Origin of the sequence: Novosphingobium sp. IK01 (assembly GCF_033242265.1) — a bacterium.
Lineage (GTDB): Bacteria > Pseudomonadota > Alphaproteobacteria > Sphingomonadales > Sphingomonadaceae > Novosphingobium > Novosphingobium pituita.
Window position 1 is genome coordinate 2,468,271 of record NZ_BTFW01000001.1, and the last position, 16,408, is coordinate 2,484,678.

The window sequence follows — 16,408 nt, forward strand, 5'->3', positions numbered from 1 at the left end:
AAAGTATACGCAAAATTCCTTAACGGGCCCTCACTGTTTTTGGCATTTGGGACAAAAGAATGTGGAGCGGCCGCCCTGCACGATCCGCGCGACCGGTGTTCCGCATCCGCAAGGCTCCCCCTCGCGGCCATAGACGCGCCAGTCCTTGGCGAAATAGCCCAGTTCGCCATCGGGCCGGGCATAGTCGTGCAAGGTCGAGCCGCCCGCCGCGATGGCTTCTTCCAGAACCGCGCGGATCTCGGGCACCAGCCGCCTGAGCGCGGGCAGGCTGATCGCGCCCCCCTCGCGGGTGGGGGCGATGCGCGCGCGGTGGAGCGCCTCGCAGACATAGATATTGCCAAGGCCGGCCACGATGGCCTGATCGAGCAGCAGCAGCTTGACCGCCGCAATGCGCCCCTTGAAGGCATCAGCCAGATGGCGCGGCGTCAGGCCGGGGCCCAGCGGCTCGGGGCCCAGCGCGGTGAACGGGCCCCACTGTTCCAGCGCGTCGGTTTCCACCAGATCGACCGAGCCGAACCGGCGCGCGTCGTTGAGCGCGAGGGTATGGCCATGGCCGGTTTCGATCAGCAGGTGGTCGTGCTTGCCCAGCGCCTCGGGATCGATCCGCCAGCGCCCCGACATGCCCAGATGGAAGACCATCGTGCGGCCCCGGTCGGTGTGGATCAGGCCATATTTGGCCCGGCGCGACAGGCCGCTGACCCGTGCGCCGATCATCGCCTGGGCGAGGTCTTGCGGGAACGGACGGCGCAGGCCTTCGCGGCGCAAGGTCAGGCGGGTGATCGTCTGGCCGTCCAGAACGCTCGCCAGACCGCGAACGGTGGTTTCAACCTCGGGAAGTTCGGGCATCGTGTATTCCAGCCATTTCCCCCGTTATCATGCTTTGCGCCCGCGGCAATTCCTCATTAAAGGCCCTTCCCATGACCAGCTCCGAAAGCGTGTCCTTCGGCTACGAGGACGTCACCCCCGAGGAAAAAGTCGCCCGTGTGGGCGCGGTGTTTTCCAGCGTCGCCAAGAAGTACGACGTGATGAACGATGCCATGTCGGTGGGGATGCACCGGCTGTGGAAGGATCGCTTCGTCGCGCGCGTCAAGCCGCGCGAGGGCGAGCAGATCCTCGACATGGCTGGTGGCACCGGCGACATCGCGTTTCGCATGGCCGCGCAAGGCGCCTCGATCACCGTTTCGGACATCAACCAGGACATGCTCGACGTGGGCATCGAGCGGGCGATGAAGCGCGGCATCGACGGCCTCGTCTGGTCGCGCCAGAACGCCGAGGAACTGAGCTTCGGCAACCGTTTCTTCGATGCCTACACGATCGCCTTCGGCATCCGCAACGTGACCCACATCGACAAGGCCCTGGCCGAGGCCTATCGCGTGCTCAAGTTCGGCGGGCGCTTCTACTGCCTCGAATTCTCGACGACGGAATGGCCCGGTTTTGCCGAGATCTACGACGTCTATTCGCACAAGCTGGTGCCCAAGATCGGCCAGGCCATCGCGGGCGACGCCGATTCCTATCGCTACCTGATCGAATCCATCCGCCGCTTCCCCAAGATGGGTGAGTTCGAGCAGATGATCAAAAACGCAGGGTTCCGCCACACCAAGGTCGAACCGATCCTGGGCGGGCTGGTCGCGATCCATTCCGGCTGGAAGGTTTAAGGGCAGCCCATCTTGACCCGTCCTGCCACCCATATCCGCCGCCTGCTCGGCTGGGGCCGCACGCTCGCGCGCCATGGTGCGCTGCGCCTGCTCGAAGAGAGCCCGCACACGCCCGCCCCGGTGCGCCGCCTGTGCCGTCTCGCCCGCTTCGGCACCAGCCAGCCGGTCGTGCCCGACTATGCCGGGGCGTTCCGCGCCATCGGCCCGGCTGCGATCAAGCTCGGGCAGACGCTCGCCACCCGCCCCGACCTCGTGGGCGAGGAAGCCGCGCGCAACCTGCTCGCGCTTCAGGACAAGCTCCCCCCGGTCGATTTCGCGCTGATCCGGCGCGAGATCGAGACGAGCTTCGAGCGCCCGCTCGAAAGCCTGTTTTCGCGCTTCGACGAAGATCCGGTGGGCGCCGCCTCGATCGCACAGGTCCATCAGGCCTGGACGCTCGATGGGCGCAAGGTGGCGGTCAAGGTGCTCAGGCCGGGTGTGCGCGAGAAGTTCGCGCGCGACATCGAGACCTATGAATGGGCCGCCGCGCACCTCGAAGCGCTGGGCGGCGAGGCCGGGCGCCTGCGTCCGCGCCTGGTCATCGCCAATTTCCGCCGCTGGACCCTGCGCGAACTGGACTTGCGCCGCGAGGCGGCCAGCGCCTCGGAACTGGCCGATTCGATGCATGCCTTTGCCGGCTATCGCGTGCCGGGCATCGACTGGGACCGCACCAACGGCAAGGTGATGACGCTCGACTGGATCGACGGGGTCAAGATCAGCGATCTGGCCGCCATTGACGCTGCCGGGCACGACCGCAAGGAAATGGCCAGCCGCCTCGTGCTCGCCTTCCTGACGCAGGCGATCAGCGGCGGCTATTTCCATGCCGACATGCACCAGGGCAACCTCTTCGTCGAACCCGATGGCACGATTGCGGCCATCGACTTTGGCATCATGGGCCGGATCGACCGCCGCGCCCGGCTCTGGCTGGCCGAAATCCTCTATGGGCTGACCACCGGCAACTATCGCCGCGTGGCCGAAATCCATTTCGAGGCGCAATACGTGCCCAGCTATCACTCGGTCGACGAATTCGCCACGGCGCTGCGCGCGGTGGGCGAGCCGATGCGCGGGCGCCCGGTCAAGGACCTGTCGGTCGGGCAGATGCTCGACGGGCTGTTCGCGATCACCCGCGACTTCGACATGCAGACCCAGCCGCACCTGCTGCTACTGCAAAAGACGATGGTCATGGTCGAGGGCATTGCCCAGCAGCTCGATCCCGACATCAACATGTGGGACACCGCCGCCCCCTTCGTGCGCAACTGGCTGCGCGACGAACTGGGCCCCGAGGCCGCGATTGCCGAGCGCCTGCGCGAGGACACCGCCACGCTGATGCGCGTGCCCGAGCTGATCCGCCGCATCGAGGAACGCTTCCCGGCCAAGGGCGCTGCCCCCGAAGCCCCGCCCCTGCCCGACGTTCCGCTGATGTGGGACCGCCGCAAGCGCGACACGGGCGAGGAAAGGAACCGCGCCAGCAGCTGGCCGCGCGTGATCCTCGCGGCGGCGCTGGGCGTTGCGGCCGCGTTCGGGTTTCAGGCCCTTTCGCATCATGATGCCCATCATGACGCCCCCCATCATGACCCCGTCGCCATGGCGTATCAGGCCCCGTGAACGCGAGTCAGCGTCCGGCCCTGCTGCCCGGCCTGCGAGTAGCCAAGCGCCATTTCAACGCGCTTGACCTCTCGCGGCTGGTGGCGGCCTTTGCGGTGCTGTTCTGGCATTACCAGCATTTCTTCGTGCCGCCGGTCGACTATGGCTTTCAGGTCGACCGCCCGGCGGTGCTGCCGCTCTATCACCCGCTGCGCTGGCTGTTCGATTATGGACACAGCGCGGTCCAGTATTTCTGGGCGGTCTCGGGCTTTGTCTTTGCCCATGTCTATCTGGCCGACAGCAGCGCGATGCGGCGTTTCTGGCTGGCGCGGGTGGCGCGGCTGTGGCCGCTGCACCTGCTCACGCTGGTCCTCGTCGCGGGGCTTCAGGCAGCCTATACCCGCATCAACGGCACGGCCTTCATCTATCACGAGCAGGACTGGAAGCATTTCCTGCTCTCGCTCCCCCTCGCGCAATATTGGGGCTGGCAGAACAACCAGTCGTACAATGGCCCCTCGTGGTCGCTCTCGACCGAGATTCTGGCCTATGCGGTGTTCTGGGTGCTGCTGCCCGCGCTGCGCCGCGCGCCGCTCAGCGTGGCGCTGCCCGTGGGCGTGATCATGCTGCGGCTGTTCTTCAAGGGCTGGCCCGATGGGCCGGTGCTTACCTGCATCGGCTATTTCTTCCTCGGCACGGCGATCTATGGCGCGGCGCTGCGCGGATGGCTGCGCCAGCCGGTGCTGATCGGGGCGAGCCTTGGCTGCGGCTGGCTGGTGTGGTTCACCCTCGCCCACCATTATCGCTACGATGCCACGGCGCTGGCGGGCACGTTTGCGGTGCTGTTCGCGATGCTGGCCATCGATCTGGCCGACAAACGTGATTTTCTGGCGATCGGGCGCAAGCTGGGCGATGCGTCCTATGGCATCTACTTGTGGCACTTTCCGTTGCAGGTGGCGCTCGTGCTGCTGATCGATGCCACGCTGGGCAGCCGCGACATTGCGCGCCAGCCCGGCTTCCTGCTGTTCTTCCTCGTGCTCAGCGTCGGCGCGGGCTTCGCCTCGCACCGCTGGATCGAGCGCCCGGCCCAGAAGGCGATCCTCCGGCTGGCCAGCCCGAAAAAGCAGGCCTGAAAAGCAGGAGCTGAAGCCGCTTGGCCAGCGTGGACAAAATCCGATCTTTGATATGCGGCCTGACGTTTGAAATAAAAGAAGGGTTTTCTTGAACTTCACTCGTCATCCCCGCGCAGGCGGGGATCCAGTTGTGACGCCAGTTGCGGCGGTTGCGCATGCAAACAAGGCACAGGATCTGGATTCCCGCCTGCGCGGGAATGACGAGAGATGGGGCAAACATCGTCCAGACTGTCGTTGGCAATCTCGGCGTGCAACGAATTGTGCAGGCCGTCTAGGCCGCCGCCCGGCGCAATCGGTCGTTGATGGCCGCGCCGATCCCCTCGTCGGGCACGGGGGCCACGGCGATGCGGGGCTGGGGGGCATCGGCGCCCGCGTGGAGGCAGGCATAGAGCCGGGCCGCCGCCTCGGCCAGATCGCCGCCGGGGGACAGGTTCACATCACCGGCAATCGCGCCCAGCCCGATCAGGAATTCATCGGCCTTTGCATCGGTGGCATTCAATCGCACCGGCTTGCCCGGCGCATAGTGGCTGGCCAGCTGGCCGGGCGCCTCGATTCCTTGCGTGGAGCCCTGCTCCGGTCCCTCGCCCAGCACCTGCGCGATAGCCTCGGGGGTGATCGGGCCGGGGCGCAGCAGGGCCCAGCCGCCATTGGCGCGAAGGCCCACGATGGTCGATTCGATGCCCTGCCGCGTCTCGCCCCCGTCCAGAATCAGGTCCACCCGCGCGCCCAGCGAGGCGGCGACATGGGCCGCGCGCGTCGGGCTGATCGCCCCGCTGCGGTTGGCCGAAGGCGCTGCCAGCGGCAGGCCCGAAACCCGCAGGACATCCTGCATGACCGGGTGGGCCGGGCATCGCAGCGCCACCGTGGGCAGCCCTGCGCTCACCGCCTGCGCCAGCCCGCAATCGTCCCGGCGGGGCAGGACCATTGTGAGCGCGCCCGGCCAGAACGCGGCGGCCAGCGCATGGGCGCGCGCGTCGAACGTGGCGAGCTTCTCGGCGGCGGCCAGATCGGGCACATGGACGATCAGCGGGTTGAAATCGGGGCGCCCCTTGGCGCGATAGATCCCCGCCACCGCCTCGGCCCGGTCGGCCCGCGCGGCCAGCCCATAGACCGTCTCGGTCGGCACAGCGACGGTGCCTCCGCGTTCGAGAACGGCGGCGGCGGCGGTCACGCCGTCGGCATCGGCAGGAAGGATCGTGGGGGCGGAAAAGGGGTTGGTGGTCATGATCCCGCTCGCTATCGCAGCGCGCAGCACATTTGCCCAGCGTATTTCCCAGCGTGTTTCTTAAGTCTCCCCTTTTCGCAAAGTTGCCCCGATGACCGATCCGATCCTGTCTTCCGAGACCGCCACCAGCTTGCTTGCCCGCATCGCCGATGCGCTCGAACGGATGGCGCCCCCTGCCCCGCCGCCGGTCGACTGGCTGGCCGCGCCCGCCTATGTCTGGACCGGGCAGAGCGCACGCGGGGTCGATCATCTCGAAGCCCCGGCCCTGGGTCTGATGCGCGGGATCGACGCCCAGAAGGCCGCCGTGGTCGCCAATGTGGAGCGCCTCGCCAGCGGGGCCGCCGCGCACGACATGCTGCTGTGGGGCTCGCGCGGGATGGGCAAATCGGCCGTTCTGCGCGCGGCGGTCAAGGCCGCTGATGTGGCGCATCCGGGGCAGATCGCGCTGGTTCAGGCCATGCCCGATGCCACGCTGCCGCTGCTGTTTGGCCAGTTGCGCGGGGTGGACCGGCGCTTTCTGGTCTTTCTCGACGATCTGGGCTTCGATGCCGCCGATACCGAAGGGGCGCGGCTCTTGCGCTCGTGGCTCGAAGGCGGGGTCGAGGCGCGCCCGGCCAATGTGCGTCTGGCGGTCACGTCAAACCGCCGCGCCATCGTCGAGCGGACGATGAGCGAGCAGGACGATCCGATCAACCCGCGCGACGCGGTGGACGACCGTCTGGCGCTGGCCGACCGTTTCGGCCTCTCGCTGGGCTTCCACGCCTGCAACCAGGACGATTATCTGGCGATCATCGAGGGCTATTGCGGGGAGCTGGGCCTGCCGTTCGAGGCGGGCGATGCGCTCGAATGGTCGAAGCGCCGGGGTGGCCGCTCGGGCCGTGTGGCCTGGCAATATATCGCCGAACTCGCGGGCCGCGCGGGTAAGGCTGTCTGACTGGGGCTGTCTGACTGGGGCTGTCTGAAGCCTTGCGCGGGGAGATCGCTCCCCGCGCAAGGGCTTTCACAATCAGTCGAACAGGCTCGAAACAGAAGCCTCGTCGGCGATGCGGCGCATGGCCTCGCCGATCAGCGGGGCGATGGTCAGGATGCGGATGCGGTCGCAGGCCTTGGTCGCTTCGGTGGGCAGGATGGTGTCGGTGATCACCAGTTCCTTGAGTGCCGAATTGCCCACGCGGGCCACCGCCGCGCCCGAAAGCACGCCGTGCGAAATGTAGGCGGCAACGCCCGCCGCGCCTTCGTCCATCAGCGCCTGCGCCGCGTTGCACAGGGTGCCGCCCGAATCGATGATGTCGTCGATCAGGATGCACATGCGGCCACGCACGTCGCCGATGATGTTCATCACTTCCGACTGGCCGGGACGGTCGCGACGCTTGTCGACGATCGCCAGCGGGGCGTTGTCGAGGCGCTTGGCCAGCGCGCGGGCGCGCACCACGCCGCCCACGTCGGGCGAGACGACCATCAGTTCCTGGCCGCCGTAGCGGGTCTGGATGTCAGCCGCCATGACGGGGGCGGCAAACAGGTTGTCGGTCGGGATGTCGAAGAAGCCCTGGATCTGCCCGGCGTGGAGGTCGACCGCCAGCACGCGGTCGGCGCCTGCCGTGGTGATCAGGTTGGCGACCAGCTTGGCCGAGATCGGCGTGCGCGGGCCGGGCTTGCGGTCCTGACGGGCATAGCCAAAGTAGGGGACGACCGCCGTGATGCGCTTGGCCGAGGCACGACGCAGCGCGTCGATGCAGATCAGCAGTTCCATCAGGTTGTCATTGGTGGGGAAGCTGGTCGACTGGACGAGGAAGACGTCTTCGCCGCGCACGTTCTCGTGGATTTCCACGAAGACTTCCTCGTCGGCGAACCGGCGCACGGCCGCGTCGGTCAACGGCGTTTCCAGATAGGCCGCGATGGCGCGGGCCAGCGGCAGGTTGCCGTTGCCGGACATGATCTTCATGAGAAATCCCTCGAGTCTTTTGGGTGGTCCTGATCCTGCGCCGCCCTTAGCCAAAGATGACGATTTTGCAACGCCCGCCAGCCCCGATTGTGCCCCAATTGCGCCGTATTTCGGGCTGTTTGCGCTCTTTTGCAGGCTGCCTTGCACCCCATGGCCTGCAACAGCCGCTCTTGCCGCAAGGCGCCATTGCCGCCTAGAGTCGTGTCATGGCTGATAAATTGATCATCACGCTGGCACAGCTCAACCAGAAGGTTGGCGATCTTGCCGCCAATGCCGCCGCCATGCTCGCCACGCGCAGCAAGGCGATGCACAGCGACCTGATCGTCTTTCCCGAGATGCAGCTGATCGGCTATCCGCCCGAGGACCTGATCCTCAAGCCCGCGCTGATCGAGCGCGCGGCGGTCGAGCTGGAAAAGATGGCGCAAGTCACCGCCGATGGCGGCCCGGCGATGCTCGTCGGCTCGGTCTTCGTGCGCGACGGGGCGCTTCACAATGGCGTCGCCCTGCTCGATCAGGGCCGCATCGTGGCCACCCGCTTCAAATATGAACTGCCCAATTACGGCACCTTCGACGAAAAACGCCTGTTCCTGCCCGGCCCCCTGCCCGAGCCGGTGCCGTTTCGCGGCGCCATCCTCGGCCTGCCGATCTGCGAGGACATCTGGCACCCCGATGTCTGCCGCCATCTGGCGCAACTGGGCGCCGAGATCTTCGTGTGCGTCAACGGCAGCCCCTACGAGATCGACAAGGACGTGCTGCGCATCGACGGCGTGGCCAAGCGCCGCGCGATCGATACCGGCATTCCGCTCGCCTATGTCAACCGCGTGGGCGGGCAGGACGAAATCGTGTTCGACGGCGCGAGCTTCGTGGTCGGCCCGGAAGGCGCGCTGTGGGTCCAGCTTCCCGACTGGGAAGAGGCGGTGGTCGACACGGTGTGGAACAAGGTGCCGTTTGGCCATGGTCATCGCTGGCGCTGCGAGGCGGGCGATGTCGCCGATCTGGCCGAGCATCCCGAAGACATTTACGCCGCCATGGTCATGGCGCTGCGCGACTATGTGAACAAGAACCGCTTTCCCGGCGTCCTGCTCGGGCTTTCGGGCGGGATCGATTCGGCGCTGTGCGCGGCCATCGCGGTCGATGCGCTGGGCGCGGAGCGGGTGTGGTGCGTGATGCTGCCCAGCCGCTACACCAGTCAGGAAAGCCTCGACGATGCCGCGGGGTGCGCGCAGATGCTGGGCGTGCGGCTCGACACTGTGCCGATCAGCCCGGCGGTCGACGGCTTTACCCAGATGCTCGCCCCCCTGTTCGAGGGCCGCGCGCCAGACCTGACCGAGGAGAACCTCCAGTCGCGCATTCGCGGCACCACGCTGATGGCGCTGTCGAACAAGTTCGGGCCGATGCTGGTGACGACCGGCAACAAGAGCGAGATGAGCGTGGGCTACGCCACGATCTATGGCGACATGAACGGCGGCTACAACCCGCTGAAAGACGCCTACAAGACCACCGTCTTCGCGATCTCGCGCTGGCGCAATGCACACCGCCCGAAGATCGGCCTTGGCCCCGATGGCCCGGTCATGCCCGAGCGGGTGATTGCCAAGCCGCCCAGCGCGGAACTGCGCCCCGACCAGAAGGACGAGGATTCGCTGCCGCCCTACGACGTGCTCGACGCGATCCTGCTGGGCCTCGTCGAACACGAGAAGAGCGTCGACCAGATCGCCGCCGAGGGCTTCGAGCGGGCCACCGTCGAGCGGATCGAGCGCCTGCTCCATCTGGCCGAATACAAGCGCCGCCAGGCCCCGCCGGGGGTGAAGCTGGGCATGCGCAACTTTGGCCGTGATCGCCGCTATCCGATCACGCAGGGGTTCCGCACGGCCTGAGCCCCGCTTCCCGTTCCGGCCCGTTCTGTCTGTCCTGCTGCGCCGTGCCTTGCCCGGCGCAGCCTCCCTTGCGCGGGCCTGCGCGAATGCTGTTTCCCTGACACAAATCTGCGCACGTTCTGCCCGGCCGGGATTTGGGCTGTTTGGGCACGGAAATGTCGCGACAGGCCCTCATGGCTTGCGGAATTGCGCGGCACGGCCGGAATGAGATTGCAAATGAAACTTTGGATGGTTTCAGCGGCAAGCTTCAGTTGCAGAAAGGTCCGTAATATTTCGCAAACAACACGCTATTTTTCAGATATTTGCCGATACTGTGGTGTCAGTGTCACACCAATAAGTCGATTTGGTTTCACTCGTCACTACGTGCTTCCAAGCGGCCCGGTTTCTCACAAGAACACACGCCATCGGTCCCGGCACTCGTGGAACACGGCCCCTGTCGCCCGCACTTTGTGCGGGCGCGGACGTGGAGTGCCGGGGCTGCCGCTACTGGTGGCCGCACGGTGTGCGTCCGCCCCCCAATGAGGGACAGAACGACCGTGACCAAGACTTTCACCTACTACGCGGGTGCAGCCGGCATGGCGCTTGCCCTGGCGAGCATGGCCTCCCCGGCCCTCGCCCAGGACGCGACCCCAGCCGCTCCCCAGGCCGATGCCCCCTCCGCCGATTTGGGCGCCGATGGCGGCGCGCCGATCATCGTGACCGGTTCGCGCATCGAACGCCCCGACCTGACGGCTTCGAGCCCGGTCTCGGTGATCAGCGCCGACACGATGAAGACCGTCAACACCGTGACGGTCGAGCAGATCTTGCAGGTCAACCCGCAGTTCGCGTCGGGCCTTGGCGCGTCGAGCAACAACCCGGGCGACGGTTCGGCCACGGTCGACCTGCGCGGTCTGGGTTCGAAGCGTACGCTGGTGCTGCTCAACGGCAAGCGCCTGCCCGTCTATGACGCGAGCGGTTCGGTCGACGTCAACCAGGTTCCCACCGCCCTGATCAAGAACGTCCAGGTCCTGACCGGCGGTGCGTCGGCGGTCTATGGTTCGGACGCGATCTCGGGCGTGGTCAACTTCGTGCTCGACGACAAGTTCACCGGCCTCAAGCTCGATGCGGGCACCCAGGTGACCGGCTATGGCGATGGCGCGATGTACAACGCCAACCTGGTCGGCGGCATCAAGCTGGGCGACCGTGGCCACCTGGTCGTTGCGGGCAACTACTCGAAGCGTGAAGGCGTCAAGTATGCCTCGCGCAGCTTCGCCAACCGCACGCTGTGCTCGGACGACCTGACCCAGATGTGCGGCTCGTCGAACACGACGCCGACCGCTTTCGACATCCCCGGCGCCGGTCGCCAGCAGATTCAGGCTGACGGCACGCTGAGCTCGAATGTCGCGGGCTACAACTTCAACCCCATCAACTATGCCCAGACGCCGATGGAGCGTTATGGCGGCATGGCGCTGTGGAACTATGAAGTCAGCGACCACGTCGAGATGTATGGCTGGGGTTCGTACCAGCACGTCAAGACGGTGCAGACGCTGGCCCCGACGGCCACCGCCGGTTTCCGCTTCAACATCAGCCAGGATAACCCGTACCTGACCGATTCCGAGCGCACCGCGTTCTTCGATCAGGCCGCCAACCCCGATCTGCGGATCAACGCCGACGGCACTTCGGCCATCGGCATTCGCCGCCGCATCACCGAAATCGGTGGCCGCATCGAGAACCACTCCAGCACGACCTGGCAGGTTCTGAACGGCTTCCGTGGTGACTTCTTCAACACCGGCTTCAAGTTCGACACCTCGTTCCAGTATGCGCAGGTCCACAAGCACACGCTGCTCCAGAACGACCTTTCCTATAACGCGCTGAGCGAAGCGCTCGACGCCGTTTCGGACGGCAGCGGTGGCGTGATGTGCCGCTCGGCGACCGCTCGCGCGGCCGGCTGCGTGCCGATCAACCTGTTCGCGTACAATGGCATCAACCGCCAGGCGCTGTCCTATGTGGCCCAGAACGCCACCCAGGACAACCGCACCTCGCAGCTGGTTGTCGAAGGCAGCCTCTCGGGCGACCTCAAGTTCCTCCAGAGCCCGTTTGCCTCGGCCCCGGCCGCGCTCTCGGTCGGTGTGGACTATCGCCGTGAAACCGCCGACACCCGCGTGAGCGGCAACTATGCCTCGGGCGACCTGATCTATTACGGTCAGGGCTTCGACATCCCGAACAAGAGCTACGACGTCAAGGAAATCTACGGCGAATTCAAGATGCCGCTGGTCCAGGACAAGCCCTGGATCCAGGCCCTCGACATCGAAGCCGGCTATCGTTACTCGCACTATTCGACCTCGGGTGGCGTTTCGGCGTTCAAGGTCGGCGGCGATTACGCGCCGGTCGAAGGGCTCAAGTTCCGCGCCAACTTCCAGCGTTCGGTGCGTGCGCCCAACCTCTATGAACTCTACCTGCCGCGCACGGCCGCGACCGGCAGCCTTCAGTCTGACCCCTGCGCCGGCGCTGGCGTGACGGGTTCGACCGCGACGATGTGCCTTGCCCAGGGCGTGACCCAGAACGAACTGGCCCGTGGCCTCGTGCCGCAGCCGACCGCTGGCCAGATCAACATCTTCACCGGGGGCAACACGGCGCTCAAGCCTGAAAAGTCGAACACGATCACCGTGGGCATGGTTCTCGAACCGCGCCGCATCCGCGGTCTGTCGCTGACGGTCGACTACTACGACATCAAGATCTCGAACGCGATCGTCTACAACTCGCCCACCACGGTGCTCGACCAGTGCTTTGGCTCGAACAACCCGGCCAACGCCTACTGCCAGATGATCCACCGCAATCCGCTCGACGGTTCGCTCTCGGGCGACACCACGGTGGGTGTGGACACGCTCTATGACAACGTGGCGGTGATGCGCACGCGCGGTCTGGACTTCGGTCTGAACTACCACCGCGGTTCGCTCAGCGGGTTCCACTACAGCTTCGGCTTTGCCGGCACCTACGTGTTCAAGAACTTCCAGCAGATCGACGGGGTGACCTACGAATGCGCTGGCAAGTTCGGCGCGCAGTGCGACATGCCCACGCCGAAGTGGAAGCATGTGGCCACCTTCGCGTTCGGCATCAAGAACGTCGACCTGACCACCCGCTGGCGCCTGATTGGCGGGGTGAAGGAAGACGAATACACCGACATCCAGAAGAGCCACATCCCGGCCTACCACTACTTCGACGAAACGGCGAATATCCGCGTGAACGACAAGTTCACGTTCTCGTTCGGCGTGCTCAACATGTTCAACACCAAGCCGCCGATCGTGGGTGACACCAGCGGGGCGACCTCGGTTCAGGGCAGCACCTACTCGACCGTCTACGACGTGATGGGTCGCACCCTGTTCGCGCGGATCACCGCCGACTTCTGATCGCCCTTGCGCGCTGCGGCGCGCAATGCGACGAACCTTGCGGGCGGGCCCGGTCTGATGACCGGGCCCGCTTTTTTCGTGCGCCCGGAATCCCGGTTTCGTGGCCCGGGCCGTTATTTCCTGCGCGGGGAGCGGGATTGTTGCGGCACGATGCGTCGGTTGCGGCTTTCAGACACATTTGAAACGAATGAAACGAAATGAGGCTTGCGAGCCGCTTCGTTTCCCAAAAATTTCCCGGAGTTTGCATGTCGTTTCTCTATATGTTGCCATGCTGCAACATTGGTGAAACGTTTTGAGCATGTCCGACAGAAGCTGCTTTCAAATGCGATGAAAAATCTCACAAAAGGGAATATCGATCCCGGCGCTCGTGGAACGCTGCATCGCTATGCCCGACAGGTTTCATGCCCTTGCATGACCTTGGCCAGGCACGAGGGGGGCAGTGGAGTGTCGGGGTTGTCGCTCCTGGCGGGCTGGCTTTCGCCGGCTGCCATCAGAAGGGACTGAACCGTGACCAAGACCAAGACCACCGCCTATCGCGTCGGTGCCGCAAGCTTCGTGCTTGCGATCGCCTCGATGGCCGCTCCGGCTTTCGCCCAGGACGCCGCCCCCACCCCCACCCCCGGGCCCGAGGCATCTGAAGCGGCCACGCCGATCATCGTCACCGGCTCGCGTATCGCGCGTCGTGATCTGACCAGCACGAGCCCGCTCAATGTGGTGACCTCCGATGACATCGCCCTCAAGGGCGGCTCGGCCAACATCGAAAACGTGCTGAACGACCTTCCGCAGATCACCCCGACGGCGACCTCGGCGTCGAACAATCCGGGCGGCGGTGTGGCCACGGTCAACATGCGCAACCTCGGCTCGCAGCGCACGCTCGTGCTCGTCGATGGTCGTCGCTACATGTCGTACGACGTCAACCAGACGGTCGACCTCAACACCATCCCTTCCGCCCTGATCGAAAGCGTGGACGTGGTGACCGGCGGCCAGTCGGCGGTCTATGGTTCGGACGCCATTGCTGGCGTCGTGAACTTCCGTCTCAAGCGGAATTTCTCGGGCTTCCAGCTCAATTCGAGCTATGACGTGACCGGCCGTGGCGATGGCGCCATCTGGGACGTCAACGGTACCATGGGCGGCAACTTCGCCGACGACAAGGGCAACGTCGTCCTTTACATGGGCTACACCAAGCGTAAGGCCGTCTTCGCCTCGGCGCGTAGCTTTGCGCGTAATGCTTTGATCGACAACGGCGCCGACGGCTTCACGTTCGGTGGTTCGCCTTCGGTTCCGCAGGGGCGCGTGAACATCCCCGGCCTGGGCGCCGCGACGGGTCTTGGCTGCAACAACCAGGACTTCATGGGCGGGGTCAATACCTGCTACAATGGCACCGCTGACGCCTATAACTACGCACCAACCAACTATCTCCAGGTGCCGCAGGAACGCTTCATGGTCTCGGCCATGGCGCACTACGACATCAACGATCACTTCCAGCCCTACCTGGAAGGCCAGTTCGTCAACAACCGCGTCAACAACCAGCTGGCCGCCACCCCGATCAGCTCGGGCACGCCCTATGGCGATGGCACGACCGGGCCGCTTCAGCTCGACGTGAACTCCCAGTTCTTCACGCCGGCCTTCCGCAGCGCGCTCCAGTCGCTGGACACCGACGGCAACGGCTATGTGACTGCGCCCAGCTGGTCGTACCGCACGACCCAGATCGGGCCGCGCATCAACAAGGACGACCGTAACGCCTATCGCCTCGTGGTCGGCATGAAGGGCGATATCGCGGCTGGCTTCAGCTACGATGGCTACTACATGTACGCCCACACCAAGAACACCCAGCGCCAGCTGGGCAACGTGGCGATCGACCGCTTCCTGAACGCGACCAAGACCACCACCATCGGTGGCCAGACGGTCTGCGCCAGCGAAGTGGCCCGTGCCGGTGGTTGCGCTGCAGCCAACATCTTTGGCGTCAACAACCTGAGCCAGGCCGCGATGGACTACATCTCGGTTACGGCTACCAACGTGGAAACCTACACCACGCAGGTTGCCTCGTTTGCGGTCACCAACCCCTCGCTGTTCGATCTGGGTGCGGGCGGTGTCGGTGTCGCCTTCGGCGCCGAATGGCGCAAGGAAGAAGGTTCGGTCGAACCCGACACCTACCTGGCTTCGGGCAATGTGGCCGGCTTCAACCCCGGTCAGGCAACCTCGGGCAGCTACTCGGTTCGCGAATTCTTCGGTGAAGTCCGAGTTCCGCTGCTCGAAGACAACTTTGTCCATCGCCTCGAACTGAACGGCGCGGCTCGTGCCTCGCACTATTCGAACGCGCCGGGCAACGTGTTCACCTGGGCCGCTGGCGCCGAGCTGTCGCCGGTCGCCGGCATCACGTTCCGTGGCCAGTACCAGAAGGCCGTGCGCGGCCCGAGCGTCAACGAACTGTTCCTGGGCAACACCGTCAGCTTCGACGGTAACGCCGACCGCTGCGGCACCACTGCCGCGACGGTTGCGGGCAGCACGCTCAATGCGATCTGTACCGCGCAGTTCAACGCTGCTGGCGCCCCGCTGTCGAATATCGGCAGCCCGGCGATTCAGGATCCCAACAACGTCAACCCGCTGCGTCGTCTGGGTGGCAATGCCAACCTGCGCGAGGAAACGGCCAACACCTACACCATCGGTGCGGTGTTCCAGCCGCACTTCCTGCCGCGCTTCTCGGCGACGGTCGATTACTACAACATCAAGATCGACAACTACATCACCAGCGGTGTGGGCACGCAGGCGATCGGCCAGCTGTGCTTCGAGGGCAATGTTCAGCAGTACTGCAACGCGATCACCCGCAACGGCATCGGTGAAATCGACTCGTTCCGCGACGGCTACGTCAACAGCGGTGGTCTGAAGACCGCCGGTATCGACTTCAAGGCCAGCTACACCGTGCCGCTCGGCAATGCCCTGGGCACGGCCACCAAGCTGGTGTTCGGCTTCGATGGCACCCGTCTGCTCAAGTACGACTACACCCCGGTGGTCGGTATTGACCTGGTCTATCATTGTGCCGGCGCCTTTGGCGCGAATTGCGGCGTTCCCACCCCGCAATGGCGTCACTCGCTGCGCGCGACCCTGGCGACCCGCAAGTTCGAGATCTCGGGCATGTGGCGCTACATCGGCCCGACGGACGATGATGAACCCAAGGCTGTCTATGCGACCGAGCACTTCACCAGCGTGAGCTATTTTGACCTCTCGGGCTCGGTCAAGGCGTCGGACGTGTTCACCATCCGCGCGGGTGTGACCAACCTGTTCAACAAGAAGCCGCTGCTGGCGGCCAGCACCCAGAACGGGGGCAACGGCGAACAGACCAATACTTACCCGACCCTCTACGACGTTCTGGGTCGCCGCTTCTTCGTGAGCGCATCGATGAACTTCTGATCGGCTCGGACATCCGTCCAGGCCAAAGGCGGGGCCCGGTCGCAAGACCGGGCCCTTTCCTTTTGGAGGGCAGTGTCCTCTGGCTGATCCCCGTATCCCTTCCGGGCCGGGGACCCGGCGCATGGCCTGCGTGCATGTGCTGCCGGGCATTCGCCGCGCGCGGGG

The 16,408-nt window shown here is 65.3% G+C and carries 10 protein-coding genes; 7 read left to right on the forward strand and 3 right to left on the reverse strand.

Annotated features, from left to right (window positions below; genetic code table 11):
• Window positions 1–30: 30 nt before the first annotated feature.
• Entirely contained in the window at window positions 31–846 is an 816-nt protein-coding gene (gene mutM / locus SBI20_RS11390) for a bifunctional DNA-formamidopyrimidine glycosylase/DNA-(apurinic or apyrimidinic site) lyase (protein WP_317975145.1), read from the reverse strand.
• A gap of 71 nt (window positions 847–917) precedes the next feature.
• On the opposite strand from mutM, the gene SBI20_RS11395 reads away from it, so the two are divergent.
• The 3 genes from SBI20_RS11395 to SBI20_RS11405 are packed head-to-tail and all read left to right on the forward strand — an operon-like array spanning window position 918 to window position 4,408.
• Complete coding sequence (locus SBI20_RS11395; RefSeq protein ID WP_317975146.1) at window positions 918–1,655, forward strand: class I SAM-dependent methyltransferase; 738 nt, start codon at window positions 918–920, stop codon at window positions 1,653–1,655.
• 12 nt (window positions 1,656–1,667) lie between these two features.
• Window positions 1,668–3,299: a 2-polyprenylphenol 6-hydroxylase gene (ubiB, locus tag SBI20_RS11400; protein ID WP_317975147.1), complete on the forward strand. Its 1,632-nt coding sequence runs from the start codon at window positions 1,668–1,670 to the stop codon at window positions 3,297–3,299.
• Window positions 3,296–4,408, forward strand: coding sequence for an acyltransferase family protein (locus SBI20_RS11405; protein ID WP_317975148.1), 1,113 nt, complete (start codon window positions 3,296–3,298; stop codon window positions 4,406–4,408). Before ubiB ends, SBI20_RS11405 begins: the two co-directional genes overlap by 4 nt.
• Before the next feature lie 271 nt (window positions 4,409–4,679).
• Here the strand turns inward: SBI20_RS11405 and SBI20_RS11410 are convergent, their stop codons facing one another.
• Window positions 4,680–5,633, reverse strand: a complete 954-nt coding sequence (locus SBI20_RS11410; protein WP_317975149.1) for an L-threonylcarbamoyladenylate synthase — start codon at window positions 5,631–5,633, stop codon at window positions 4,680–4,682.
• Window positions 5,634–5,724: 91 nt separating this feature from the next.
• Here SBI20_RS11410 and SBI20_RS11415 point away from each other — a divergent pair, with 91 nt between their 5' ends.
• A complete protein-coding gene (locus SBI20_RS11415) occupies window positions 5,725–6,567 on the forward strand; it encodes an ATP-binding protein (RefSeq protein WP_317975150.1) in 843 nt (280 codons plus the stop codon).
• A 72-nt stretch (window positions 6,568–6,639) separates the two neighbouring features.
• Here the strand turns inward: SBI20_RS11415 and SBI20_RS11420 are convergent, their stop codons facing one another.
• Window positions 6,640–7,575 carry a ribose-phosphate pyrophosphokinase gene (locus SBI20_RS11420; RefSeq protein ID WP_317975151.1) on the reverse strand — a complete coding sequence of 312 codons (936 nt, stop codon included), beginning with the start codon at window positions 7,573–7,575 and terminating at the stop codon, window positions 6,640–6,642.
• 206 nt (window positions 7,576–7,781) lie between these two features.
• Here SBI20_RS11420 and SBI20_RS11425 point away from each other — a divergent pair, with 206 nt between their 5' ends.
• The 3 genes from SBI20_RS11425 (at window position 7,782) to SBI20_RS11435 (ending at window position 16,243) form a co-directional block, all read left to right on the forward strand.
• Window positions 7,782–9,449, forward strand: a complete 1,668-nt coding sequence (locus SBI20_RS11425) for an NAD+ synthase (RefSeq protein WP_317975152.1) — start codon at window positions 7,782–7,784, stop codon at window positions 9,447–9,449.
• A gap of 536 nt (window positions 9,450–9,985) precedes the next feature.
• On the forward strand, window positions 9,986–12,835 hold the full coding sequence (locus SBI20_RS11430) for a TonB-dependent receptor domain-containing protein (protein ID WP_317975153.1): 2,850 nt from the start codon (window positions 9,986–9,988) through the stop codon (window positions 12,833–12,835).
• A 507-nt stretch (window positions 12,836–13,342) separates the two neighbouring features.
• The gene (locus tag SBI20_RS11435; protein WP_317975154.1) at window positions 13,343–16,243 is read left to right on the forward strand and encodes a TonB-dependent receptor domain-containing protein; all 2,901 of its coding nucleotides are present in this window, start codon (window positions 13,343–13,345) and stop codon (window positions 16,241–16,243) included.
• Window positions 16,244–16,408 lie beyond the last annotated feature (165 nt).

What these genes read in the sequence shown, in the direction of transcription:
- mutM (WP_317975145.1), bottom strand. Translation starts at nt 846, where the DNA reads ATGCCCGAACTTCCCGAGGTTGAAACCACCGTTCGCGGTCTGGCGAGC.
- SBI20_RS11395 (WP_317975146.1), top strand. Translation starts at nt 918, where the DNA reads ATGACCAGCTCCGAAAGCGTGTCCTTCGGCTACGAGGACGTCACCCCC.
- SBI20_RS11410 (WP_317975149.1), bottom strand. Translation starts at nt 5,633, where the DNA reads ATGACCACCAACCCCTTTTCCGCCCCCACGATCCTTCCTGCCGATGCC.
- SBI20_RS11415 (WP_317975150.1), top strand. Translation starts at nt 5,725, where the DNA reads ATGACCGATCCGATCCTGTCTTCCGAGACCGCCACCAGCTTGCTTGCC.
- SBI20_RS11420 (WP_317975151.1), bottom strand. Translation starts at nt 7,575, where the DNA reads ATGAAGATCATGTCCGGCAACGGCAACCTGCCGCTGGCCCGCGCCATC.
- SBI20_RS11425 (WP_317975152.1), top strand. Translation starts at nt 7,782, where the DNA reads ATGGCTGATAAATTGATCATCACGCTGGCACAGCTCAACCAGAAGGTT.